The following is a 25,816-nucleotide window of genomic DNA, read 5'->3' as shown; positions in this document are numbered from 1 at the left end:
CCCCCTCCCAGGGGTAAAGCGCGAACCAGCGGAGTGGCTGGCGCGTCGGTACTGCGTCAAGCGGGACAGCTGGCAACAACGGCAAAGGACTGCAAGCAACACACGTTCGGCAAAGCGTGGTGGCGCGTTTCAGGTGGGAGGCGCCGCCCGCGGCGCGCTGGACGCGCGCACGATCAGTTCGGGAACCATCTCGGAAAACGCCGGCGGTGCGGCATCGGCGGGCGGGGCGGGCGCATCGACCAGTTGCTGGCCCAGCAACAACTGCAGTGCCCGCGCGCCCAGCCCGGCGATATCCACCCGCATGGTGGTCAGCGCCGGCAGCACGTAGCGCGCCATCGGCACGTCGTCGAAGCCGGCCAGCGCGATGTCCTGCGGCACCTTCAGCCCGGCATGGCCGAGCGCGAACAGGCAGCCCAGCGCCATCATGTCGTTGGCTGCGAACACCGCATCCGGGCGCGCGCCCTGTGCCAGCGTCTGGCCGGCACGGTAGCCGGACTCTTCGTCGAAGTTGCCCGGCAGCACCCACGGCTGCACGTCGGCATCCAGCGCCAGCTCGTCGCGGTAGCCGCGCAGACGCTCATGCGCATCGAAGTTGTCGGCCGGCCCGGCGATGAAGGCGATGCGGCGGTGGCCGCTGTCGCGCAGGTGCCGGGTCATCGTCCGCGCGCCGCCGTAGTTGTCCACGTTGAGCACCGGGCGCTGGCTGGCCGTGCCGGCGCAGTTGAGCAGCACTGCCGGCAGGCCGCCGGGCAGGGCGTCCTCGTGCACGCCGGAGTCGCCCAGCGAGGGCGACATCACCACCACCCCGTCCACGCGCCCGGGCAGGCGTTCCAGCGCCCTGCGCTGCGCCTGCGGGTCGCCGTGCGAGCTGGACACCAGCAGGTGGTAGCCCTGCTCGCGCGCCACCTGGTCGATGCCGCGGATCAGTTCGGAAAAGAACTCGCCATGCAGGTCAGGCAACACCACCCCGATGGTGTGGGTGCGCCGGCTGCTGAGGCTGCGCGCGGCGTGGTGCGGGATGTAATGCAGCGCGCGGGCCACCTGCAGCACGCGCTCGCGCACCGACTCGGCCACATGTTGGTGCCCATTCATGGTGCGCGAGACCGTTGCCACCGACACCTGCGCTTCGCGCGCGACGTCCTTGATGGTGACGCTACCGCCTTCGGAGCGTGGCCGACTCATGGCAAAACCTCCAGGACAACGCGGTTGCCGCCGCACGCCGGGAAGGGTCGCACGGTCCGCTGGCGCAGAACGTTCGTGTCACACATGCACATGAATGACATCGGCCCCAACCGATGGCGACCTCAGAGCGAGATGGCGCGCACGCTAGCAGGAACTGCAAGCGCTTACATGATGCGCTGCACCATTGGGCCAAACGCAGGTGGCACAAGGGCTTGGCGGCATCGCCTGGACAAGTTTGTCCGGGAAGGACAACGGCAGTCAATGTCGGACACTGGGCGACAACATGCATGGAACTACGAAAATCTAACGTTTCCGCACCGTACCCGGGCGCACGGTTGTCGCGCGCCTTGCCGCCAGTGCGTTCAGACAGCAAGATGCGCCGATCGATCAGGGGAACAGCGTGCGCATGTCGCCATCTACCGTCCGCGCCGGCCGGTTCCAGTCCATCGCGTGGGTGCTGCTGGCAGCGCTGTGCCTGGGCAGCTGCCAGCGCGCTGACAAGACCGCCGCCTTGCCGGGCGCCAGCGCCGAGCCAGCCGCAGCGATGCAGTCGATGACCCTGCCCTTGCGGCGCAACGACCTGGTCGCCTATGCGCGGATCCGGGTCACACCTGCGCAATACACCCAGCTGGAGGCGGCCTGGCGCAGCGGCGCCAGCCGTTGGCCGCTGACCGAGCTACCGCTGCCCAACGAGGTCGGCAGCCTGCTCGGCACTTTGTCGGCGCCCGGCGCCGAGCGCCAGCTGCAGCAGGCCTTCGATGCACAGCTGGCCGGCCAGTCGCAGGGCATCCGCCAGGCCGCGCAGTCGCTGGGCCAGTTCGGCGTGCAATACCTGCGCAGCCGCAGCGACTACCAGCCCGAGCAGCGCGCCCATTACGTGCAGCTGGTCGATGCCCTGAGCGCCTGGGCGGCCACCGCGCCGCTGGCCGACCGCGCGCGTGCCAAGGCCAGCATCGCCGACCTGGTGACCGCCGCCCGCGCCACCGGCATCGGCTCGGACGCCGATCTGCAGCGCTTGGGGATGGAAGAGAGCCTGCGCCGGCTCGGGCCGTTCTGGGCCGCGGCCAAGCAGGTGCTGGAGCGTTACGGCCTGTCGCTGGACAGCAGCCTGGATGCGCTGCGCACCGGCTTGATCAAGCAGGACGGCGACCGCGCCCAGGTGCGGCTGCGCTATCCGCTGGCCGCACACGACATCGACCTGAGCATCGCCCTGATCAAGCGCGACGGCCACTGGTACCAGCAGCAGACCCAGGACGAGGTGCAGGCGCTGCTCGGCGCTGCGCCGGCGGCGCCCGCACCCGACGCCGCTGCAAGGCCTGACACCCCGGCGGCCGCGCCCGCCACGCCCGCCGCCACCGGGCAACGCCCGGCTGGGCGATAATGACCGTGATGCCAGAACAGAATCCCCTGCCGTTCCCGGACGGCCAGCCCGCCCCGCCCAGCGCTGCCGCCACCGATCTCGGTGCCACGGCCGCCGCATTGCCGACCGCCGTTCCGGTTCCGCCGGACGCTGCGCCGTCGATCGCGCCCGCCGTCGCCGCTGCCCGCAGCGCCAAACGCCCGTGGTGGGCGCGCCTGCTCGGCCGCCTGGCCGACCCCTGGCTGAGCCTGACCATCGAACCGGACCAGCCGAGCCGCTACGACGACGGCACGCCGGTGGTCTACGTGCTGGAGGACTACGGCCTGTCCAGCGCGCTGATCCTGGACAAGGCCTGCCGCGAGGCCGGGCTGCCCTCGCCACTGGTGCCGCTGCCGGGCGACCCGCTGCAGCGCAAGCGCGCCTACCTGGCGCTGTCGCGGCGCAGCAGCAGCAATTCGCTGATCCCCGAGCAACGCGGCGGCAAGACCCATTCGGATTCGCTGGCCAAGCTGCTGCAGGCGCATCGCGTGCGCGCCGACCTGGACGTGCACCTGGTGCCGGTGTCGATCTTCGTCGGCCGCGCGCCGGACAAGCAGAGCGGCTGGTTTGCGGTGCTGTTCTCGGAAAACTGGGCGCTGGTCGGCCGCTTCCGGCGCCTGCTGGCGGTGCTGCTCAACGGCCGCACCACCATCGTGCGCTTCGCTCCGCCGATCTCGCTGCGCCAGACCATGGCCGAGGGCCTGCCGCCCGAGCGCACCCTGCGCAAGCTGCAGCGCGTGCTGCGCACCCACTTCCGGCGCATCCGCGAGGCGGTGATCGGGCCGGACCTGTCCACCCGTCGCCTGCTGGTGGACCAGGTGCTGGCGGCCGACTCGGTGCGCGAGGCCATCGCCACCCAGGCCAAGCGCGACAACTCCAAGCCGGTCGATGCCTGGCGCAAGGCGCATGCCTACGCCTGGGAGATCGCCGCCGACTATTCCAGCCCGGTGGTGCGCTCGGCCAGCTTCCTGCTGACCCACGTGTGGAACCGCATCTACGCCGGCGTGCTGGTGCATCACCTGGACAAGCTCAAGCAGGCCGCGCCCGGGCACGAGGTGGTCTACGTGCCCAGCCACCGCAGCCACATGGATTACCTGCTGCTGAGCTACCTGCTGTACGAACGCGGTATCGTGCCGCCGCACATCGTGGCCGGCATCAACCTCAACCTGCCGGTGGTCGGCACGCTGCTGCGCAAGGGCGGCGCGTTCTTCATCCGCCGCTCGATCAAGGGCAATGCGCTGTATTCGGCGGTGCTCAGCGAGTACGTCGCCCAGCTGGTGGCCGGCGGTTACTCGATCGAATACTTCGTCGAAGGCGGGCGCTCGCGCACCGGGCGCCTGCTGCAGCCCAAGGGCGGCATGATCGCGATGACGCTGCGCGCCTACCTGCGCCAGCCGCGCAAGCCGGTGCTGTTCCAGCCGGTCTACATCGGCTACGAAAAGCTGATGGAAGGCAACAGCTACCTTGACGAGCTCACCGGCCGGCCCAAGGAGAAGGAATCCATCTGGGGCCTGCTGTGGTCCATTCCCAAGGTGCTCAAGCAGAACTACGGCCAGGTGGTGGTGAACTTCGGCGAGCCGATCGCGCTCAACGACGTGCTGGCCAAGCACGCGCCCGACTGGGACGGCCAACCGCTGCCCGACGACGAAAAGCCCACCTGGCTGGCACCGGCGGTGGACACGCTGTCCACCCAGATCCAGACCCGCATCAACTGCGCCGCCGACGTCAATCCGATCAACCTGCTGGCGCTGGCGCTGCTGTCCACGCCCAAGCACGCGATGGGCGAGGCCGACCTGATCGCGCAGATCGAGCTGTGCAAGAAGCTGCTGGCGGAGATGCCGTATTCGGACCGTGTCACCGTCACCCCGCACACCCCGGCGCGCATCATCACCCACGCCGAAGAGATCAACGTGCTCACGCGCGTGTCGCATCCGCTGGGCGATGTGCTGAGCGTCAGCGGCGACACTGCGGTGTTGCTGAGCTACTTCCGCAACAACGTGCTGCACCTGTTCACCGCCTCCTCGTGGGTGGCGTGCTGCTTCCAGAACAACCGCCGCATGAGCCGTGCCGGTCTGTTGCGCCTGGGGCGCACCGTGTACCCGTTCCTGCAGGCGGAGTTGTTCCTGCCGTGGAGCGAGGACCGCTTTGCCGAGCGTATCGAGCAGACCATCGACATGTTCGTGCGCGAAGGCCTGCTGCTCAACGTCACCGATGACGATGGCGGCATCCTTACCCGCAACACCGGGCAGACCGACGAGGTGTTCCGCCTGCGTGCGATCGGCCATTCGCTGCAGCAGGCCTTCGAGCGCTATTACATCGCCATCTCGGTGCTGGTGAAGAACGGCCCCGGCGTGCTCGGTGCCGGTGAACTGGAAAGCCTGTGCCAGCAGGCCGCGCAACGCCTGAGCCTGTTGTATGCCCCGGCCGCCCCGGAGTTCTTCGACAAGACCCTGTTCCGCAGCTTCATCCAGAAACTGCGCGAGCTGCGCCTGGTGTGGCCGGACGAGAACAGCAAGCTGCTGTTCGACGAGCGCCTGGATGCCTGGGCCAAGGACGCCAAGTTCATCCTTGGCCGCGAATTGCGCCATACCATCGAGCGGGTCAGCCCCGAGGCGGTCAAGCCGGACGTGGTGCTGCCGCCGGTCGAGTAAGGCGGCAGTACAAACGCCAGCCTCTCCCTGCGGTAGGTGGTGCCGGGCAATGGCAGCGCACCCGCGGGAAAGCGCAGATGCGCACCATGCTTCCCTTCTCGCACAGGGAGAAGGTGCCCGAAGGGCGGATGCGGGTCGGTCAGCACGCAGATTATCCGGCGCTGCAGCTGACCAGAGTCACTCGCGGCGTTGTTCACCAACGCCCGCAACTTCACACAACAGTTCCGTTCGTTTCATCCGCCTCTTGCAGCCGTGCCGATAGCATCGCGCCACCTTTCATTACGATCGGGTGCGTTGGATCACAGGCGTGCCCGGCAGGAGACTTCCATGCGCGCAGCCATCCACACCCAATTCGGCGACCCGGCCAAGGTGCTTGAACTCGGTCAACGGCCCACCCCGCAGCCCGGCAAGGGCCAGGTGCGCATCGCCATGCGTCGCTCGCCGATCCACAACCACGACCTGTGGACGGTGCGCGGCAATTACGGCTACAAGCCCGCGCTTCCCGCAATCGGCGGCAGCGAAGCGGCTGGCGTGATCGACGCCCTCGGCGAAGGCGTACAGGGCCTGCAGACCGGCCAGCGCGTGGTCGCCGCCGGCGTGCACGAGAGCTGGGCGGAGTTTTTCCTGGCCGACGCGTCCGGCGTGGTGCCGCTGTCCGACGCGCTGGACGACGACCGCGGTTGCCAGTTGATCGCCATGCCGCTGAGCGCGCTGATGCTGATCGAGTTCCTGCAGGTCGAAAAGGGTGACTGGATTGTGCAGAACACCGCCAATGGTGCGGTCGGCAAGACCGTCGCCATGCTCGCCGCCGCGCGCGGCATCAACGTGGTCAATCTGGTGCGCCGCGACGCCGGCGTGGACGAGCTGCAGGCCCTGGGCATTGGCAACGCGGTCTCCACCGCCCGGGAGGGCTGGCAGGACAGCGTGCGCGCGCTGGTCGGCGAGGCGCCGATCGTGCGCGCAATCGACTCTGTCGCCGGCAGCGCGGCCGGCGACCTGATGGGGCTGCTTGCCGAGGGCGGCGAGCTGATCTCGTTCGGCTCGATGACCGGCGAGCCGCTGCAGATTTCCAGCGGCGATGTGATCTTCAAGCAGGCCAGCGTGCGCGGCTTCTGGGGCAGCAAGGTCATGGCCGCCACCAAGCCCGAGGACAAGCGCCGCATGATCGGCGAACTGCTCAAGGCCGCCGTCGATGGCAGCCTGGCTCTGCCGGTGGAAGCGGTATTCGATCTGGAAGATGCAGCCAAGGCGGCCGCGGCAAGCGCCGAACCGGGCCGCCGTGGCAAGATCCTGCTGCGCGCAGGCTGAGGACGGCGGCCCGGGTCGTCTTACGACAGTCGGCGCCTGACGCGCAAAAGCGGTGAGGCGCTTGCACGTCCGCTGACGCGAACAAGCGCCGGGATCCGTTGCCCAGATCGGCCGAAGAGATCGACAATTCTCCAAGACCGGTATATCAAGCCCCTCTCCCCTCGGGGCGAAGCCGCACCGCTTGCGCGCCACTGGCGCGCGTGCCTTTGAGCGCCCGCGTCGCAAGACGTGGGCTGGGGCGCGCAGCGGGATTGGGGTGAGGGTGTGGCCCAAGCGACCAACGCGACACGCCTCAGCTCGAGCCGGCGCCATGCCGATAAAACCCTGCCTGCGTCATCAACTGACTCAACTTCCTGTCACCGCGACCTTGATATCCACTGCCGCAAAGCAAACCCAGGCGGCCGCACGCACCAACCTCACGCCGGCTCGTCAGGCACCAGCTCCATTTCCAGCCGCGTGATGCAGTCCTTGAGATGCAGCTTGCGCTTCTTCAGGCGCTTCATCTGCAGCTCGTCCTCCATGTTGGCGGGCACGCGCTGGATCTCCTCGTCCAACGCGCGGTGGGCGCGTCGCAACTCGGCGATCTGCTCGGCGATCTCGGCGGGTGAGAGAGTTTCCACGGCTCCGAGCATACACAACCACGGGCCGGCCGCGTCACCCGTGCTTGCCAAGCCGCCCGGGGCTGCGACAATGCCTGCGCGCCGTTGGGGAAACGGCGGCGCGCCTGATCCCATCATTGCCGCGCGGCCATGGCCGTCGAGAAAGGAGTCTTTACGATGCGTTTGCGTTCTTCCCTGCTGGCCCTGAGCCTGCTCACCGCCGCCAACCTGGCCAGCGCCGCCGACGTCGCCAAGTACGACGGCTTTTTGTGCTGCAACCTGCGCACCGACGGCAGCTGGATCAGCGACAGCAACTACGCCGAAGACGGCAAGCGCATGCTTCCCGTAGGCACCCCGGTCAGCGTCACCGGCTTCGGTCGCAACCGCGTCAACCTCAAGATCGCCGGCGAAAAGCAGTCCATCGGCAACGATTACAGCCGCGACCTGGACAACACCGCCTTCGCCGCCCGCTATGTCGTCACCGCCGACCCCAAGCTCAAACTGGCCACCTTCCCGCCCAAGATCCGCCAGGCCATCAATGACGGCAAGCTCACCGGCGGCATGACCCGCGAACAGGTGCTGATGGCCGTCGGCTACCCGATCAGCAGCGAGAACCCGAATCTGGACGCCTCGCTGTGGCGCTACTGGCGCGACAGCTTCTCCGAGTACCAGGTGCAGTTCGGCCCCAGCGGCAAGCTGGTCAAGGTCACCGCGGATCCGCAGCTGATGAATCTGGTTTGGCTGCCGTGAATTGCCCGAGGTGGTCGCACATCGTGCGGCCATCTGCGTAGCAGGTTCATTGCCTGAGCAGGCACCTCGAACACCGGGAGACGGTAGGCTCCAGCAGCCGAGGTCTGGATCCTGGCGACACGCGATCAGAGCGCACAATCAGCGCCAGCGCTATTCCCCGGCCACCGGCCGCCAAAAACCGAAGCTCACATGCAACGACATCCGGACCTGTATCCCAACGACGATAACGGCGACACCCTCTGGCACATTGCCCAGCAAGGCGTGGACCTGTCGAAGCCGCGCGAGATTGCGTTCTCCGTGGTCTTCCCCACGAAGGAATCGGCCTTGGAGTTCTCGGTGATGCTGCTGCGCTTCGAGCAAAAGGTGCGTTGCTGCCACTATCCGGAAAACACCGCTTTTCCGATGGACGTGACGGTATATCCGACCATGGTGCCGTCGCACAAAGCGATTTCGGCATTCGAGGAGGAGCTGGCCGTGGAGGCCAAGCCCCTGGGTGGCCTGAATGACGGCTGGGAGTTTTCCGTGGATGACAAGGACGCCTGACGCAGCCCGTGTGCGAGAGCCAGCGATGCAGTCACTGCATCGCTGAGCCCGTTACACCCTCACCGCGTTACCGCGTTACCGCATCAGCGCTGCGACTGCGGTACGCGGCGCAGCTGCGACACGTCATAGCCCATGGCGGCGATGCGTTGGACGGCCTGCTGATAGTCGGCATCGGAGACCTGCGGAGTACGCGCCATGTACCAAACGTAATCGCGCTTGCTGCGCGCCACGATGGTCTGCGCATACTCCGCATCCCGCCAGGCGATCACGTATTCGGCCTTGAACGGCCAGAAGAACTGCATGCTCCACAGCGCACCATTGCCTTCCTTCGCCACCTGGCCGATCGGGTGCATGGACTTGAGCGGCGCCTGGAAGCTGCCCTTGCGGTAGGTGAAGGTGGTCTGGATGCGGCCATCCGGCCGCAGCGCATAGCGCTCCACGGCATCGTAGGCCTTGCGCTCCGGCCGGGTGGGAATATGCGCGATGACGTACCAGTCGCCCATGAAGCGCGGCACGTCGACGCTGTCTGCGCGGGGCAGGGCGGCACGCGACTCGCTCCCACTTGCACTCCCGTAGACCGCTAGCGTCAGCAACAACAGCATCGAACCACCTCGCATGGCAACCTCCACCAGAAAGAACCCGTAGATAGGCCTACGGCGTTACTGTGCGTCCGGATGCAACCCCATGCGATGCAGTTCCGGACTGAGTGCACGCTGGCGTGGTGTGCCAGCGGCACGACCGTAACGCTCGACATGTCATGGCGGTGTTGAAGCGCCAGGCCGACGCCTTGCGCATGCCAGGAAACGCGCGATCACGGAGCGGTGAGCGCCGGGTCGACGGTCAGCCGCACGAGGATTACGGCGCGCTTTGAAAGCGCAGCGGTGACAGGACGTGTCGTTCAGCGCCGACGGTCGAGCCATGACGGGCTGGTCGGAGTTCCGGCAGGCGGTAGCCCGACGGCATTCACCAGGGCGATACCGCGTCTTCCCCATACGGATAAATCGTCGCGATCTTTCCATCCGCGTCGTGCTCCAGCGATGCCATCTTGATGCTGCGCAGATGCGTCTGCCCGCCCGACAGCACGGCGTCGTGATAGAACAGATACCACTGGCCGTCGAACAGGCAGATGGAGTGATGCGTGGTCCAGCCGACCACCGGTGCGAGCAGTACGCCCTGGTAGGCGAATGGCCCGTACGGGGTATCGCTGGTGGCGTAGCAGATGCGGTGGGTGTCGCCGGTGGAATACGACAGGTAATAGCGGCCGGCGTGGTGGTGGACCCAGGGGCCTTCGAAGAAGCGGCGGGCATGGTCGCCGGCACGTAATGGTGTGCCGTGTTCGTCGAGGATGATGATCTCGCGGGTGGGTTCGGCCAGTTGCGTCATGTCCTCGCGCAGGCGGGCGACGCGCGGGCCGAGTGCGGGCGCGTCGTCGCCCGGTTCCTGATGGTCCGGCGCATAGACGTTGTCGCGGTACTGCTGCAGCTGGCCGCCCCAGATCCCGCCGAAGTACAGGTAATGCGCGCCGTCGTGGTCGGCAAATACCGCCGGGTCGATCGAGTAGGTGCCGGCGATGGGCTCGGCTGCGGCGACGAACGGGCCTTGCGGGCCATCGCCGACCGCCACGCCGATCTGGAAGATGCCGTCGGCCCGCTTGGCGGGAAAATACAGATAGGTCTTGCCGTCCCGCTGCGCGGCATCCGGCGCCCACATCTGGCGCTGTGCCCACGGCACGTCGCGCACGTGCAGGACCTGCCCGAGGTCCTCCACCGGTGCACCGGGATGGGCCATGCGGAAGACGTGGTAGTCGGCCATGTCGAAGTGCGAGCCATCGTCGCTGAAGGCAACGCCAGCATCGATGTCGTGCGAGGGGTAGATGTACAAGGCGCCGTCGAACACGTGTGCGGAAGGGTCGGCGGTATAGAGGTGGGTGACCAGCGGTGCGGAAATGGCGGTGCGCGCCAGCGCCTGCAGTGCAGCGGTGTGCAGTTCATCGGACATGCGCGTACCTGTGCATGAGGTGGGAGGAGGAGGAGGGCGTCAACTGGTGGCGAGCGCGGCGCTGCGTCGGCGCAGGCCCAGCTCGTGTTCGATGCGGGTTTCCAGCGGCTTGTCGATCTCGTACAGCGCAAGCAACGCGGTGCCGAGCAGGAACGGGATAGACGCATACACGCTGATGGCCAGGCGAATGCCGTTTGTCACGGCATCGCTTTGCAGCGGCAGGGCGGCATCGTAGCCATAGAACGCCAGGATGCCGGCAACCAGCGCGCCGCCGACGCTCAGGCCGATCTTCAGGCCGCACAGCATCGCCGAGAAAATGATCGCGGTGGCGCGGCGGTGATTCTTCCATTCCGAGTAGTCGGCCACGTCGGCGATCATCGCCCACAGCAGCGGGATGGTGATGCCGTAGAAGAAGCCGTGCAGCACGTAGGAGGCGAACACCCAGGCGATCGCAGTCGGTGGATACACGTAGAACGCCAGCAGGAACAGCGTGGAGATCAGCAGCGCGCCGCCGAACACGTTGCGCTTGCCGTAGCGATCGGCCAGCCGCTTGGAGAAGCCGATGCCCACGATCATCGCCAGGATGCCGCCGGCGCTGAACACGCTGAAGGCCGAGGTGGGTGCGTCCTGCGGCCATTGCAGCGCGCTCAGGCCGGCGCCGGTAAGCGCGCTGTTGATCGCAGCGATGAAGCGGTTGAAGCCGGCGTTGTCGAGGAACAGCGTCAATGCGTTCGCGTCGAGGGTGTACTTGAAGTAGTAGATGTACATCCCGCCCTTCATGGCGAGATTGATGAAGACCAGGATGGTCAGCGACAGCATCACCAGCCAGGGTTTGTTGCGGACCAGATCGGTGAGGTCCTGGCGCACGCTGCTGCGTTGTTCGCTGATCGGCAGCACGCGCTCGCGGGTGGTGAAGAAGGTGATCAGAAAGCACAGCGTGCCGACGGCGGCGAACAGCGCCATGGTGTTGCGAAAGCCCTGTGCCTTGTCGCCATTGCCCAGGATCAGCACCAGCGGCAGCAACAACACCTGGATAATGAACTGTGCAAACGTCACCGCCAGGAAGCGGTACGCCGACAAACTATTGCGCTGCTCCATGCTGCCGGTGAGCACGCCGCTCAATGCCGAGTACGGCAGGTTGTTGGCCACGTACACCAGCATCAGCAGCGTGTAGGTGGCGAAGGCGTAGGTGATCTTGCCCTGCTCGCCGAGTGCAGGCGTGTTGAACGCGGCCAGCGACAAGGCACCGAACGGCACTGCCGTCCACAGGATCCATGGGCGGAACTTGCCCCAGCGCGTGCGGGTGCGGTCGGCCAGGATGCCGATGATGGGCGTGAACACGAACGCGCCGAGCATGCCCACCACGAAGATCAGGGTGGCGGCCACACTCGCCGGGATGCGGAACACATCGGTATAGAAGAACGCCAGGAAGGTGACCAGCGTCTGGAAGATCAGGTTGGCTGCCAGGTCGCCCAGGCTGTAGCCGATCTTTTCGCGCAAGGAGAGCTGTTGTGAGCGATCGTTCATGAGGTGGGGCGGGGCTCAGGGAGTGCTGCGGAAAACGCCGCGGCGCGCGCCAGGCTGCCGGTCGCGATGGGAGGTGATCGCGACCGGCAAACACAGCACTCAAAAGGTACCGCGGATGCCGAGCATGACCGTGCGCCCGGGCTCGTACAGATCGTAGGTGGCGTTGGGCCAGGCGTAGGTGGTGCGCAGCGGCTCGTCGGTGAGGTTGGTGACGTTGAGGGTGATCTGCGGCTTGGACGGCAGCGATTCCAGCGTGTAGCTGGCAGACAGATCCAGCTGCCCGCGCGCATCGGCGTTGAGGCGCGCGTAGGGAATGCCGTTCTGGTTGGCGCCGGAGATCACCATGTCGTCGTTCCATGTGTAGGACAGGCGCACCGAGGCGGCGTCCTTTTCCCAGTACACGGTGCCGTTCCACAGGTTGGGTGCGACGCCGACCGCCACTGCCGGAATGCCTTCGCCTTCGGAGGATTGGGTGACATGGGTGTAGTTCACGCTGAAGCCCAGACCGTCGACCAGCCGGTCCAGCGGCTGCACCCAGATCGCCTCGGTGCCGCGGATGTTGAGCACGCCGTCGGCGTTGACCTGGGTCTGGACATCCACGGTGGCCGCATTCGGGCCGCCGCGCTGGTCCAGGCCGGCCTGCTGAATCGGCAGCAGGCTGTCGTAGGGCACGCCCAGGTCGTTGAAGGGAATGCGCCGCACGCCGTTGACGGTGAAGCCGCTGATGCGCTTGTTGAACAACGTCAGGCCCACATAGCCTTCGCCGCCGGTGTACCACTCGCCGCCGAAATCCACGTTGGTGGACAGGTACGGCGCCAGGTTCGGATTGCCCTGGGTTGCGGTCTGCGCGGAGGGGTCGCTGAAGTTGGTGTTGGGCAGCATCGCGCTGGGGTCGGGGCGGGTGAGCGTGCGCGAGCTGGACAGGCGCAGCACCACGTTGTCAGCCACGTCCCAGGCGGCGTTGAACGAGGGCAGGGTTTCCTTGTAGTCCGAATCCAGCACCTGGACGCGGCGGATGCCGTTGATGGTGACCGGGCCGGTGATGGTCTGGTCGGTGGTCACGTAGCGCACGCCGGCATTGAAGCGCAGCGTGCGGTTCCACACTTCGGTTTCCGCGTTGGCTTCGATGTAGAAGCCCAGGTTCTTTTCGCGGATGCCGCCGGCCGAGGCGCCGGTATTGGCGGAGTTGGTCTCCGGCGCGGAATCGCGCAGCGCGTAGTAATTGGTGTCGCCCAGGAAGCGGTTGAAATCGGCGGTGATGAAGCCATCCGGGCCGGGGCGCAGATAGCCGGCCAGCGCCGCATTCGGGATTGCCGAGCCGGGGCCGCCATTGCAGACATTGCCGCCGCCACCGCGGCAGACCACCTGCTCCCAGGCGATGCTGTTGTCGAAGCCACGGATGGTGCGCTCGGCCTGGTCGTAGGCGGCGCCGATCTTGATGTTGCGCTTGTCTTCGCCGAACTGCAGGTCGGCGCGTGCGCCCCGGGTTTCGGTCACGCGTTTTTCGTTCTGGATATTGACCCGGCCGCCGTTCCAGCCCCAGCCCAGATTGGGGTCGTTGAGATCGAGCGGGCTGCTGATCGAGGGGCGGTCGCCGCCTTCGTTGCGGTAATCGACGGTGGTGAACGGCGAGGTGACCAGGATGCTGGGCGACTCGCGCTCCAGCCAGCTGCGCGTGGCATTGGCCTGCACGTTGAGCTTGATGTCCTGGTTCTCGCCGAACAACAGCTCGGCACCCGGATTGACGCTCCAGAACTTGACCTCTTCCCGGTACGGGCGCGCTTCCAGGAAGTACTGCGCATTGGCAAACGTGGCGCTGGTGACCACGTTGTTCTGGTCCAGCTGCATGCCCAGCGGGATCATGTTGCCGTTGCGGCCGATCAGATTCATGCTGATCCGCTCGGTGGTGCGCTTGGCTTCCGAATACAGCGTGTCCAGGTAGAAATGCATGCTGTCGGACGGGCGCCATTCCAGCGACATCACCGAGGCATCGCGGTCGCGATCGCCATTCATGTAGACGCCGCGGCCCAGCCGCGGAATCAGCGCGTCGCTGATCTGGTCGATGCTCAGGCCCGGGTTGCGCGCCAGCAGCCAGGCCGCATCGATGGTCTCGCCGGTGGTCAGGCCGCTGCCGGCGGTGGCCGGCACGCGGTCGGGAATGCGCCAGTTGCCGCCACCATTGACGTTGCACGCGGCCGGTTGATTGGTGGCCGGGGTGCCGGCAGGCGGGGTGAGGCCGCACTGGGTGTAGGTGAGGCCGGGGTTGGTCCAGCCCACGCTTTCGAAGCCGCGCACGCCCAGCTTGCCGCGGACCGAGGCCACGCCCAGCAATGCGCCGAAGGTGCCTTGCTCGTTGGTCCAGCTGCCCATGAAGGCGCCGCGCGGGGTGGTCTTTTCGCTGGTGCTGTTCCAGTCCGCCTGGGCCTGATAGGTGAAGTGCACGCCGGGGCGATCGAACGGACGCGCGCTGCGCATGTCCACCACGCCGGAGACGCCGCCTTCGAGCATGCTGGCGGTGGGCGTCTTGCTGACCGTGAGCTGGGTGAAGAACTCGGTGGGAAACAGGTTCAGATCGACTTCGCGGTTCTGGTTCTGCGCGTTCAGGCCGATCGAGGCGGTGGCGATGCTGGCGCCGTTGAGCGTGGTCTTGGTGAAGCTGGTGCCCAGGCCGCGGATGGCGATGTTGAGGCCCTCGCCATTGACGTCGCGCGAGAGCTGCACGCCGGGGATGCGGTTGAGCGACTCGGCGATGTTCATGTCCGGGAACTTGCCGATGTCCTCGGCAAACACGGTGTCGGCAAAGCCCACCGAGTCGCGCTTTGCATCGGTGGAAAACTGGATGCTGCGCCGGTAGCCGGAGACGGTGACGGTGTCGAGCTGGGTCACCGCATCGCCGCTGGCAGCGGCGGCCGTGGGCGGTTGTGCGGTGGCGGCAGCGCTGTCGGCGTCGCTGGACTGCGCCCAGGCGGCGGTGCTGGTCATGCCCAGCAGGATGGACCCCAACGCGCAGGACAACGCGGTTTGTGCGTAGCTGTTCTTCACCGTAATCCCTTCCCTAACAGGTGAGCAGATGTCCCACGCATCGCCCCTGCGCAGGGAGTGCCGCTGCCGGTAGCGGCGCGGCGATGGTGCGATGGGGGAGACGGGCGATCAGCGGTGGCCGATGTTAGCGCTACCAAATTCAGAACATCACGCTGCAGGGCAGCATAGGCGACGGAAGGCATCGTGGCGGCTGCGACAGTGGCGCTGATCGGAATGGTGCCGGCTGCATATGGCGCACTGGCGTGTTGCACTGCGCGATGGTTTTTGCCCGGCAGCGTGGTAATGGTAGCGCTATCACCCGTGGCGCAAGGCCACCTTCGTGCAGGTGCAGTGCTCGATGAATCGAACCGAAGAACGCGGCAACCAGAGGCCGGGCCACACGCGACATGTGGCAGCGCATTGCAGTGGCCGTTGCGCGACTGCCTATCGCAGGCTGGGTCCAGCAGCGCTATGGCGCCCGCGCGCATGAGCGAGTTGCCGCAAGCGGCAGCCCCTGCCGGCACGCTGGCGCGCCTGGGCCGCATGCGTTGGCGCGTCTGCGCACTGCTGCTTGCCGCCACCACCATCAACTATGTCGACCGCCAGGTGCTGGGCGTGCTGGCGCCGTTTCTGCAGACGCAGATCGGCTGGAACGAGATCCAGTACGGCTATATCGTCACCGCGTTCCAGGCCGCCTACGCGCTGGGCCTGTTGTGCAGCGGTGCGGTGATCGACCGCTTCGGCACGCGCGTCGGTTACGCGCTGGCGATCGGCATCTGGAGCCTGGCGGCGATGGGGCATGCGCTGGCCACCAGCGTGGTGGGCTTTGCGATTGCGCGCTTCTTTCTGGGGCTGGGCGAGTCCGGCAATTTCCCTGCGGCATTGAAGACGGTGGCCGAATGGTTCCCGCGTCGCGAGCGCGCACTGGCCACCGGCATCTTCAATTCCGGCTCCAACATCGGTGCGATCGTCGCGCCGTTGCTGGTGCCGCTGATCGCCACCGCCTGGGGCTGGCAGGCGGCATTCCTGTTCACCGGCGTGCTCAGCGCCACCTGGCTGCTGGCGTGGTGGCTCAGCTATCACCCGCCCGAGCAGCAACCCGGCCTGTCGGCGGCAGAGCTGGCGCATATCCGCAGCGATGCGCACGAGCCAGTGCAACGGCGTCTGTCGTGGTTGCAGGTGCTGCGGCACCGGCAGGCCTGGGCGTTCGTGCTGGGCAAGTTCATCACCGACCCGATCTGGTGGTTCTTCCTGTTCTGGCTGCCCAAGTTCCTGCATGCCGAATACGGATTGAGTCTGTTGCAACTGGGCGCGCCGTTGATCGTGATCTTCGTGCTGGCCGACATCGGCAGCATTGCCGGCGGCTGGGTCGCCGGGCGCTTCATCGCGCGCGGCTGGAGCGTCAACCGCGCGCGCAAGAGCGCGATGCTGATCTGCGCAATCTCGGTGGTGCCGATCGTGTTCGCCGCACGCGCGGACAATCTATGGGTGGCGGTCGGTTTGATCGGTTTGGCCACTGCCGCGCATCAGGGTTGGTCGGCCAATCTGTTCACGCTGCCATCGGACATGTTTCCACGCCACGCGGTCGCCACCTTGGTCGGCATCGGCGGCTTTGCCGGCGCGGTCGGTGGCATGCTGATCGCCACCTTCATCGGGTTCCTGCTGCAGGCCACCGGCAGTTATGTGCCGGTGTTTCTGATGGCAGGCTCGGCGTATCTGCTGGCGCTGGCGGTGGTGCACATGCTGGTGCCACGCTTGGCGCCGGCGCAGCTGCCGGCAGATGCCGCCGCACCGACCGCCAACGCATCTTCCTGAGGGGATCATCATGCAATTACGCACACTGGCAATCGGGTTGTTGTTGGCGGCGAACGTCGCAACGCTTGCGCAGGCCGCACCGCTGGCTTCCGGCGCGCCCAAGTTCCTGGGCAGCGCCTACAGTCCGCAACAGTCCCCGGGATTTGCGCAGTACTGGAACAAGCTCACGCCGGAAAACAGCGGCAAGTGGGGCAGCGTGGAAGCGGTGCGCGACCAGATGGACTGGAGCGGGCTGGATACCGCCTACCGGCTGGCCAAGGCCAACGGCATGCCGTTCCAGATGCACGTGATGGTGTGGGGCAATCAGCAGCCGGAGTGGATCAAGTCGTTGCGGCCGGCCGAGCAGCGCCGCGAGATCGAGCAGTGGTTTGCCGCGGTGGCGCAGCGCTATCCAGATATCGACCTGCTGGAAGTGGTCAACGAGCCGCTCAACGACCCGCCCAGCAAGGACGACACCGGCGGCGGCAATTATCTGCAGGCGCTCGGCGGCAACGGCGCCAGCGGCTGGGAATGGGTGCTGCAGTCGTTCCGGCTGGCGCGCCAGCACTTTCCACGTGCGCGGCTGATGATCAACGACTACAGCATCACCAACAGCCCCCAGGCCACGCAAAAGTATTTGCAGATCGTGCAGCTGCTGCAGCGCGAGCAACTGGTCGATGCGATCGGCGTGCAGGAGCATGCCTTCGAAACCACCCCGAATGTGGCGATGTCGGTGCACCGCGACAATCTCGATGCACTGGCCGCGACCGGCTTGCCGATCTACATCACCGAGTTCGACCTGGACGGGCCCACCGATGCGCAGCAGCTGGCCGCCTACCAACGCGTGTTCCCGGTGTTCTGGGAGCACCCCGGCGTGCGCGGCATCACGCTGTGGGGCTTTCGTCCCGGGCTGTGGCGCGACAAGGAAGCGGCCTATTTGATTCGCGCCGATGGCACCGAGCGGCCGGCGCTGACCTGGCTGCGCGATTACGTTGCCAGCCACGGTGCGGCGCGGTGATCCCGGTGCCCTGCCTTTCTCCTGTCCGTTCGGCGACCGACTGATGCCTACCTCCATTCCGCTGACCCTGCACGCCGACCGCCTGTTGCCCGCCGACCCCGGCACGCGTGCGATCGCGCGCCGCCTGTACGCGCAGATCGCCGCACTGCCGATCATCAGCCCGCATGGCCATACCGACCCGGCGTGGTTCGCTACCGACGCGCCGTTCGCCAATGCCACCGCGTTGTTGCTGGTGCCGGATCACTACGTGTTCCGCATGCTCTACAGCCAGGGCGTCGCACTGGATGCCTTGGGCATTCCGCGTGCGGATGGGTCGCGCGCGGCGGTGGACCCGCGCGCAGCGTGGCGCGTGTTCGCCGAGCACTACACGTTGCTGCGCGGCACCCCCTCTGCATTGTGGTTGAATCATGTCTTCCATGAGGTGTTCGATCTGCGCATCCGCCTGGATGCCGGCACTGCCGATCATTACTACGACCACATCACCGCTGCGCTGCAGACGCCGGCATTCCGCCCGCGTGCCCTGTTCGAGCGCTTCAACATCGAGGTGATTGCCACCACAGAGTCGCCGCTGGACACGCTGCAGCACCACGCGGCCATTCGTGACAGCGGCTGGAAGGGACGCGTGCTCACCGCGTACCGCCCGGACCCGGTGGTCGACCCCGAACACGAGCAATTTACCGGTGCGCTGCAGCAGTTCGGCGCGCTCACCGGCGAGGATGTGCTGAGCTGGCAAGGCTATCTGCGTGCGCACCGGCAGCGCCGCGCCTTCTTTGCCGCACACGGCGCCACCTCGACCGACCACGGCCACCCCAGCGCGGCCACCGCCGATCTGTCGCCGGCCGAGGCGCAACGCCTGTTCGACACCGTGGTACGTGGTGCCGCCACACCAGCGCAGGCCGAGCTATTCCGCGCGCAGGTGCTGACCGAGATGGCGGCGATGAGCCTGGACGATGGCCTGGTGATGCAGTTGCACCCGGGCTGCTTTCGCAATCACAACCGGCAGTTGTTCCAGACCTTCGGGCGCGACAAGGGCGCCGATATTCCGATGCGCACCGACTACGTGCACGCGCTCAAGCCCTTGCTGGACCGGTTCGGCAACGACCCGCGCCTGCGCCTGATCGTGTTCACGCTGGACGAAACCAGCTACAGCCGCGAGCTCGCGCCACTGGCCGGCCATTACCCCTCGCTGCTGCTGGGGCCGGCATGGTGGTTTCATGACGCGCCGGAAGGCATGTGGCGCTTCCGCGAGCAGACCCTGGCCAGCGCCGGCTTCTACAACACCGTGGGCTTCAACGACGATACCCGCGCCTTCCTGTCGATTCCGGCGCGGCACGATGTGGCGCGGCGCGTGGACAGCGCCTTTCTCGCCAAACTGGTCGCCGAGCACAGGCTGGACGAGGACGAGGCGACCGAGGTTGCGATCGATCTGGCGTATCGCCTGCCCAAGCAAGCCTACAAGCTGTGAGGCTGGGCGAGGCAGCACGCAGCGATGCCTGCACGCGTGCAGGTGGTGCGGATGGGACACGCCTGCAGGCACGGTCGATGCGAGGCGCGATATGAAGCACACGGGCATGCAGGCGAGGGTGATGCGCGCGCTCAGGGATTGCGCACGCCTCGCGCGTGTCGCGATGCTTTGCATCTGCGTGGTAGTGCCCGCGCTGGCAGCACCACCGGCATCGAACCAGTTGCCGCGCGAGCGCGTCTCGCTCAACGCGCAGTGGCGCTTCCATCGCGGCGATCCTCCAGACAATCGGCAAATCCTGGACTACGACATCCGCCCGCACTTGCTACGCAGCGAAGACGGCAAGGTGGCCGACGCGCAGCCCGAGCAGGCGCAGCGCCTCGATGCCACCGCAACCCGCGTGCTCAAGCCATGGATCCTGCCCACGGCCAATGCCTCGATTGCAGATCCCGCGAAGCGGCACAAACGCCCGCCCGGCCACCCCGGCAGCAGCGTCGCTTTCGTGCAGCCGCAGTTCGACGACAGCGGTTGGGAGCGCGTGGATCTGCCGCACGACTGGGCCATCGCTGGGCCGTTCCTGGCCGATGGTCCCTACGGTGGCATGGGGCGCCTGCCGAGCTGGGGCGTGGGTTGGTATCGCAAGCGCCTGGACATCCCCGCCAGCGATCGCGGGCGGGCGCTGTTTCTGGATCTCGATGGTGCGATGGCCTATGCCACGGTCTGGCTCAACGGCAAGCTGGTCGGCGGCTGGCCGTATGGCTACAGCTCCTGGCGCGTGGACCTGAGCCCCTATGTGGTGTTTGGTGCGCGCAACCAGCTGGCGATCCGCCTGGACAACCCGCCCGACTCGGCGCGTTGGTATCCGGGCGGCGGGCTGTATCGCAATGTGTGGCTGACCAAAGCTGCGCCGCTGCATGTCGCGCATTGGGGCACGCAGCTGACCACGCCGCAGGTCTCGGCCGACACCGCGCAGGTGCAGCTGGCGATCACGCTGGACAACGCCGCGCGCAGCGCGGTGCAGGCGCAGGTCAGCACCGCCATCTATGTGCTCGACGATGCACGCGGCACACGCAGCGGCGAGCCGGTCGCGCGCATTGCCGCCGTGCAGGTTGCGGTTGCCGCCGGTGGCAGCGCCCGTGTGCAGGGCAGCACGCAGATCGACCGCCCGCGTCTGTGGGGCCCGCCGCCGACCCAGCGCCCGCACCGCTATGTCGCAGTGACGGAGGTCAGTCAGGACGGGCACGTGGTGGATCGCTACGAAACACCGTTCGGTGTCCGCAGCATCGTGTTCGATGCCGACAAGGGCTTGCTGGTCAACGGCGAACATGTGCCGATTCGCGGCGTGAACAATCATCACGACCTCGGCGCGCTGGGTGCGGCGTTCAACCTGCGCGCCGCCGAGCGGCAACTGCAGTTGCTGCAGCAGATGGGCGCCAATGCCATCCGCATGAGCCACAACCCGCCCGCACCGGAGCTATTGGAGCTGACCGACCGCATGGGCCTGCTGGTGGTGGACGAGGTGTTCGACAGCTGGGAGATGAAGAAGACCCCGCTGGATTTCCACCTGGTGTTCCCGCAGTGGCACGAGCCGGACCTGCGCGCGATGCTGCGGCGCGACCGCAATCATCCCTCGGTGATTTTGTGGAGCGTCGGTAACGAAGTCGGTGAGCAATACACCGGCGAGCCGGGTGCGGCGATCGCACGCACACTGCACGCCATCGTGCATGAGGAAGACCCCACGCGCCCCGCCACGGTGGCGATGAACTACGCCTCGCCCGAGATGCCGCTGCCCGCTGCGCTGGATGTCATCAGCCTCAACTACCAGGGCGAAGGCATCCGCGACGCACCGGAATTCGCAGGCACCGAGCGCATCCGCAAACAACCGCAATATCCGGCGTTCCATGGCAGGTTCCCGCACAAGGCCATTCTCAGCAGCGAGACCGCTTCGGCGTTGAGCAGCCGCGGTGTGTATCTGTTTCCGGTGACGCCGGACACCAGCGCGCCGGTGCGCGATGGGCGCGGCGGCGATTCGGTCGCGCACCAGGTCAGCGCCTACGAACTGCATGCGGTGGACTTCGGCTCCAGCGCCGACAAGGTGTTCGCGGCGCAGGACCAGCATCCGTATGTCGCCGGCGAATTCGTCTGGACCGGCTTCGACTATCTGGGCGAACCCACGCCGTACTACAGCTCGCGCAGTTCGTACTCCGGCATCTTCGATCTGGCTGGTTTTCCCAAGGACCGCTACTGGCTGTATCAATCGCGCTGGCGCCCTGATCTGCCGATGGCGCATCTGCTGCCGCACTGGACCTGGCCCGGCCGCGAGGGCCAGGTCACGCCGGTGCATGTGTTCACCTCCGGCGACGAGGCCGAGCTGTTCGTCAATGGCGTCTCGCAGGGGCGCAAGCGCAAGGGTCCGCTGCAGTACCGGCTGCGCTGGGACGCGGTGGTCTACCAACCCGGCGAGCTGCGCGTGCAGGCGTACAAGGAAGGCAAACCCTGGGCCGACGACCGCGTACAAACCGCCGGCAGCGCCGCGCGCATGCAGGTCACGCCCGACCGCAGCAGCATCCGTGGCGACGGGCAGGATCTGAGTTTCGTCACCGTGCGCCTGCTAGATCGCGCCGGCCGCCCCGCGCCGACCGCCGGCGATCGCCTGCGTTTCCGCATCGAAGGCCCGGGCGAGCTGGTCGCCACCGACAACGGCGATCCCACCAACCTGGAATCCTTCGCCGCGCCGCAGCGCAATGCGTTCAACGGGCTGTGCCTGGCGATCGTGCGTGCCAAGCCCGGCGCGCGTGGCACCATCACGCTGCATGTGGACTCCGACAGTTTGCAGGCCGCCAGTGCGCAGGTGGTGGTGGAGTGATGGAGTTCCTGATGACGCACTACCTGCGGTACCTGCACAGGAATCCGGCGATGCAGCAGACCCACGAGCGCCCAGCAGCATGCTTGCGTTTTGTTCTGGCCCTGATCGGCGCTGTGATGGCAGTGCCGGCCTCGGCTTACTGCGACACCCGCAGCACCTCGCTCAAGCACGCCTACGCCGACGGCTTTCTGATCGGCACCGCCGTCAATGCCGACATCGTCTCCGCCAAGGACGCTGCCTCTGCCGCGCTGGTCGCCTGCCACTTCAATGCCATCACTGCCGAGAACGTGATGAAGGCCGAAGTGGTCGCTCCGCGCCGGGGCGTGTTCGACTTCGGCGCGGCCGACGCCTTCGTTGCCTATGGGCGCGATCACGCCATGTTCGTGGTCGGCCATACCCTGGTCTGGCACAACCAGACGCCGGAGTGGTTCTTCGTCGATGCACAGGGCAAGCCCAACAGCGCCGACGCGCAGCTGGAGCGCATGCGCGCGCACATCGAGCGCGTGGCGGGGCGCTACGTCGGCAAGGTACAGGCCTGGGACGTGGTCAATGAGATCATCGACGAAGACGGACGTTACCGCGATACCAACTGGGTGCAGCGCGTCGGCGATGGCGACACCGTGGTGCGCAACGCCTTCACCTTTGCCCAACGGTATGCGCCGGATGCGGAGCTCTACTACAACGATTTCAACGCATGGCGGCCGAGCAAGCGCGATGGCATCGTGCGCATGGTCAGGATGCTGCAGCAATCGGGCATCCGCATCGATGGCGTCGGCATGCAGGGACACTGGGGGCTCAACTATCCCAGTCTGCGCGATATCGAAGACGCCATCGATGCCTACGCCGCGCTCGGCATCAAGGTCATGATCACCGAGCTGGACATCGACGTGTTGCCACTGACCAGGGAAGGCCAGGTCATCGGGACCGGGCTTGCGCACAAGCAGTTCCAGCTGCCGGAATTCAAGCGCTTTCTCGACCCGTATCGCGAGGGCTTGCCACCGCAGGTGCAGGCGCAGCTGCGCGATCGCTACGCCGAGTTGTTCGCGCTGTTCTGGCGCAAGCGCGACAAGCTCGCACGCGTCAGCGTGTGGGGCGTCAGCGATGGCATGTCCTGGAAGAACGATTACCCCGTGCCCGGCCGTACCAACTATCCGCTGCTGTTCGATCGAAACTACCAGCCCAAACCGGCACTGGATGCGGTGCTGGCGGTACCCGCGCACGCTGGCGAGCGCTAGCACGGCTGCCGGCATGCGCAGCAGGCCTGCACGCGCATGGTGGCATCATGGCCCGACTTCGTTACTGGACAGACCGATGCGCTTGCCGCCCTATCTGCTGTTGGCCGTTCCGCTGCTGGCAATCCTCGCCGCCTGCACCAGGAAGGAGGTGCCGCCACCGCGCTTTGCCGCGATCGGGCATCTGCAGAGCTTCGATCGCAGCTTCAGCGACGTGGTCGCTGGCGATGCGCGCATCGAGAAGCTCAGCGAAGGCTTCACCTGGCCCGAGGGCCCGGCCTGGGTCCGCAACGGTGGCTATCTGCTGTTCACCGATGTGCCGGAAAACAAGCTCTATCGCTGGTCCGAGGACGCAGGCCTGTCGGTCCTGCTGTCGCCATCCGGTTACAGCGGCCCGGAGCAGGCCACGCTGCGCGAAGCCGGCGCCAATGGGCTGTATGCCGAACCGGGCGGCACCGTGTTGCTGGCCGATTCGGGCACGCGCATCGTCGCCAGGCTCGACCCGGCCACGCGCAAGAAAACGCCGCTGGCGACGCAGTTCGAAGGCCACCGTTTCAACAGCCCCAACGATCTGGTCCGCCGCAGCGATGGCGTGGTGTTCTTCACCGACCCGCCTTACGGCCTGAAGGGCATGAACGATTCGCCGGTCAAGCAGCTGCGCTACAACGGCGTCTACCGGCTGGACACCGACGGCAGCGTGCATCTGCTGGACGACAGTCTCAGCCTTCCCAACGGCATCGCACTGTCGCCCGATGCGCGCACCCTGTACGTGGCCAACTCCGATCCGGAGCGCCCGATCTGGATGGCCTACACGCTCGACGCAGCCGGTGCGGTGACCGGAAAGCGCGTGTTCGCCGACGCCTCCGATCTGGTCGCCAAGGACGCGCCCGGCCTGCCCGACGGCATGGCGGTCTCCGCCGACGGCCACCTGTTTGCCACCGGCCCCGGCGGCGTCATCGTGTTCGCCCCCGATGGCCGCAGGCTGGGCCGCATCGAAACCGGCGAGCCCATCTCCAACTGCACCTTCGGCAACGACGGCCATACGCTGTACATGACCTCGCACGCGATGCTGGCGCGGGTGCGAGTCAAGGCGCTTGGCTTGGAGTTTGCGCCGTAGCGTCCATTTGCCGCCAAACCGCAGCACAGCAGTCGCCGCTCTGTAGGAGCGGCCCTGGCCGCGATGGAGCTGTACCGATCGCCGGGCATGACAAGTCGCATTCTCTCCGAGCCAGCAGCGCGATGCGACTCGAATGCAGCCAGGTCGCTTACCGAATGGCTTCCGCCTCACCCAGTACCAGCACATCATCCAGCTCCGGCCCGCCGCCGCGGTTGCCGCTGCCCGCCACGATGTACAGAGCGTCGCCGACCGCTGCGGCCTGGGTGCCGTGGCGCCCTTGCGGCAACGCAGCCAGCGTCTGCCAGGTGGAGGTGGCCGGGTCGTAGGCTTCGACGTCATCGTGCGCCTTGACCTGGCGCGTGCTCTCGCCGCCCATGACCAGCAGCTGGCCATTGCGTGCAATGGCGGCGGCACCGGCGCGCGGCGTCGGCAGCGCGGCCGGGGCAACGCTCCAGGTGCCGCGCTGGATGTCATAGACATCGACTTCGGAAATCGTCTGCGCCAAGGTGTTGCCGCTCTCGTGCGATGACCTGCGGCCACCGGCCGCGTACAGCTTGCCGTCGAGCACCACTGCATGGAAGTGATCGCGCGCACGCGGTGCGTCGGCCAGCTGCGTCCATTGCTGCGTCCTGGTGTCGAACGCATCCAGCCACGGCACGTACCCGCTCATATGGCCGCGCGTGTTGCCGCCGACCAGGTACAGCACGCCGTCGTGCGCCACCGCGCCTGCCGCGCCGCGGCGACGGCCTTTGGGAATCTCCGCGCCTGCCTGCCAGCGATCGGTGGCAGGGTCGTAGATCAACAAGTGGGTCAGCGCGGCTTCTTCCGGGTAGTCGCCGGTCAGGCCGCCGACGACGTAGATCTTCCCCGACGACACCACTGCCTGCGCATGGCTGACCGCCAGCGGCGGCGTGCTGCCCTTGGACCAGCGGCGTGTTGTGGTGTCGAAGATGTCCAGCGGGCGGTCGTCGCGCCCTCCGATCAGGTAGAGCCTGTCGCCGACCGACACCAGGCTGTTCTCATGGCGCGCGTGCGGTTTGTTGTGCGGGGTCAGCGTCTGCCAGGAGGCCACCTGCTTCGATTGTGCCGAGGTGGCCACCGGCACCGCCTTGTCGGTGGCCTGACCAAGCGCGGGGAAAGTGCCAACCGCGGCAGCAAACAGGCTTGCGCGGAACCAGCTCGTCAACAGGCGCATGCAGCACTCTTCCGATGGCGTGGGCAGGCCAGTGTAGCGACACGTGCGCGATGATCCACTCGCACAAGCATGCTGATCCAGGGCCAGGTCGCGCGTGCTTGCGCATTGCCGTGATGTCCCCGGCAGGCTGCCTAGGCAGTCCTGGCTGCCGGCT

At 66.8% G+C, this 25,816-nt stretch carries 18 protein-coding genes; 11 read left to right on the top strand and 7 right to left on the bottom strand.

Features of this window, described 5'->3' with window-relative positions:
* Positions 1–129: 129 nt before the first annotated feature.
* Positions 130–1,182 (bottom strand): LacI family DNA-binding transcriptional regulator, encoded by a 1,053-nt coding sequence (locus AC1KVE_RS19380; protein ID WP_104593425.1) that lies wholly within the window; start codon positions 1,180–1,182, stop codon positions 130–132.
* Between the two features lie 406 nt (positions 1,183–1,588).
* Between AC1KVE_RS19380 and AC1KVE_RS19375 the strand changes: the two genes are divergently transcribed.
* The 3 genes from AC1KVE_RS19375 to AC1KVE_RS19365 all read left to right on the top strand — a co-directional run bounded on the left by AC1KVE_RS19375 (position 1,589) and on the right by AC1KVE_RS19365 (position 6,540).
* Positions 1,589–2,563, top strand: a complete 975-nt coding sequence (locus tag AC1KVE_RS19375; protein ID WP_181098589.1) for a hypothetical protein — start codon at positions 1,589–1,591, stop codon at positions 2,561–2,563.
* Positions 2,563–5,232, top strand: coding sequence for a glycerol-3-phosphate 1-O-acyltransferase PlsB (gene plsB, locus AC1KVE_RS19370; protein WP_481092915.1), 2,670 nt, complete (start codon positions 2,563–2,565; stop codon positions 5,230–5,232). The genes AC1KVE_RS19375 and plsB overlap by 1 nt, the downstream gene beginning before the upstream one ends.
* A gap of 327 nt (positions 5,233–5,559) precedes the next feature.
* Positions 5,560–6,540, top strand: coding sequence for a zinc-binding dehydrogenase (locus AC1KVE_RS19365; RefSeq protein WP_481092916.1), 981 nt, complete (start codon positions 5,560–5,562; stop codon positions 6,538–6,540).
* 416 nt (positions 6,541–6,956) lie between these two features.
* On the opposite strand, the gene AC1KVE_RS19360 is transcribed toward AC1KVE_RS19365, so the two are convergent.
* Positions 6,957–7,160 carry a YdcH family protein gene (locus AC1KVE_RS19360; RefSeq protein WP_039513143.1) on the bottom strand — a complete coding sequence of 68 codons (204 nt, stop codon included), beginning with the start codon at positions 7,158–7,160 and terminating at the stop codon, positions 6,957–6,959.
* Between the two features lie 156 nt (positions 7,161–7,316).
* On the opposite strand from AC1KVE_RS19360, the gene AC1KVE_RS19355 reads away from it, so the two are divergent.
* Positions 7,317–7,889 (top strand): hypothetical protein, encoded by a 573-nt coding sequence (locus AC1KVE_RS19355; RefSeq protein WP_039527696.1) that lies wholly within the window; start codon positions 7,317–7,319, stop codon positions 7,887–7,889.
* Positions 7,890–8,078: 189 nt separating this feature from the next.
* Entirely contained in the window at positions 8,079–8,432 is a 354-nt protein-coding gene (locus AC1KVE_RS19350) for a ribonuclease E inhibitor RraB (RefSeq protein WP_039520877.1), read from the top strand.
* 83 nt (positions 8,433–8,515) lie between these two features.
* Here the strand turns inward: AC1KVE_RS19350 and AC1KVE_RS19345 are convergent, their stop codons facing one another.
* From AC1KVE_RS19345 to AC1KVE_RS19330, 4 genes are all read right to left on the bottom strand, one after another.
* A complete protein-coding gene (locus AC1KVE_RS19345; protein ID WP_039513140.1) occupies positions 8,516–9,049 on the bottom strand; it encodes a lipocalin family protein in 534 nt (177 codons plus the stop codon).
* Positions 9,050–9,395: 346 nt separating this feature from the next.
* Positions 9,396–10,430, bottom strand: a complete 1,035-nt coding sequence (locus AC1KVE_RS19340) for a glycoside hydrolase family 43 protein (protein ID WP_456363004.1) — start codon at positions 10,428–10,430, stop codon at positions 9,396–9,398.
* A 39-nt stretch (positions 10,431–10,469) separates the two neighbouring features.
* On the bottom strand, positions 10,470–11,957 hold the full coding sequence (locus AC1KVE_RS19335; RefSeq protein WP_481092917.1) for an MFS transporter: 1,488 nt from the start codon (positions 11,955–11,957) through the stop codon (positions 10,470–10,472).
* A gap of 99 nt (positions 11,958–12,056) precedes the next feature.
* Positions 12,057–14,999 carry a TonB-dependent receptor gene (locus tag AC1KVE_RS19330; protein ID WP_481092918.1) on the bottom strand — a complete coding sequence of 981 codons (2,943 nt, stop codon included), beginning with the start codon at positions 14,997–14,999 and terminating at the stop codon, positions 12,057–12,059.
* Positions 15,000–15,281: 282 nt separating this feature from the next.
* On the opposite strand from AC1KVE_RS19330, the gene AC1KVE_RS19325 reads away from it, so the two are divergent.
* From AC1KVE_RS19325 to AC1KVE_RS19300, 6 genes are all read left to right on the top strand, one after another.
* Positions 15,282–16,793, top strand: coding sequence for an MFS transporter (locus AC1KVE_RS19325; RefSeq protein ID WP_481092919.1), 1,512 nt, complete (start codon positions 15,282–15,284; stop codon positions 16,791–16,793).
* Positions 16,794–16,803: 10 nt separating this feature from the next.
* Positions 16,804–17,790, top strand: coding sequence for an endo-1,4-beta-xylanase (locus AC1KVE_RS19320; RefSeq protein ID WP_481092920.1), 987 nt, complete (start codon positions 16,804–16,806; stop codon positions 17,788–17,790).
* A 43-nt stretch (positions 17,791–17,833) separates the two neighbouring features.
* On the top strand, positions 17,834–19,255 hold the full coding sequence (gene uxaC, locus AC1KVE_RS19315; RefSeq protein WP_481092921.1) for a glucuronate isomerase: 1,422 nt from the start codon (positions 17,834–17,836) through the stop codon (positions 19,253–19,255).
* Positions 19,256–19,418: 163 nt separating this feature from the next.
* A complete protein-coding gene (gene galB, locus AC1KVE_RS19310) occupies positions 19,419–22,118 on the top strand; it encodes a beta-galactosidase GalB (RefSeq protein WP_481092922.1) in 2,700 nt (899 codons plus the stop codon).
* 116 nt (positions 22,119–22,234) lie between these two features.
* Positions 22,235–23,353, top strand: coding sequence for an endo-1,4-beta-xylanase (locus AC1KVE_RS19305; RefSeq protein ID WP_481092930.1), 1,119 nt, complete (start codon positions 22,235–22,237; stop codon positions 23,351–23,353).
* Positions 23,354–23,429: 76 nt separating this feature from the next.
* The gene (locus tag AC1KVE_RS19300; protein ID WP_481092923.1) at positions 23,430–24,467 is read left to right on the top strand and encodes an SMP-30/gluconolactonase/LRE family protein; all 1,038 of its coding nucleotides are present in this window, start codon (positions 23,430–23,432) and stop codon (positions 24,465–24,467) included.
* Positions 24,468–24,615: 148 nt separating this feature from the next.
* Here AC1KVE_RS19300 and AC1KVE_RS19295 read toward each other — a convergent pair whose 3' ends face one another.
* Positions 24,616–25,662 carry a Kelch repeat-containing protein gene (locus AC1KVE_RS19295; protein ID WP_481092924.1) on the bottom strand — a complete coding sequence of 349 codons (1,047 nt, stop codon included), beginning with the start codon at positions 25,660–25,662 and terminating at the stop codon, positions 24,616–24,618.
* Between the last annotated feature and the right edge of the window lie 154 nt (positions 25,663–25,816).

Source organism: Xanthomonas sp. NCPPB 2864 (assembly GCF_056675615.1).
Note: the sequence above shows the minus strand (reverse complement) of the source record. Positions and strands in the feature narration are given on the sequence as shown.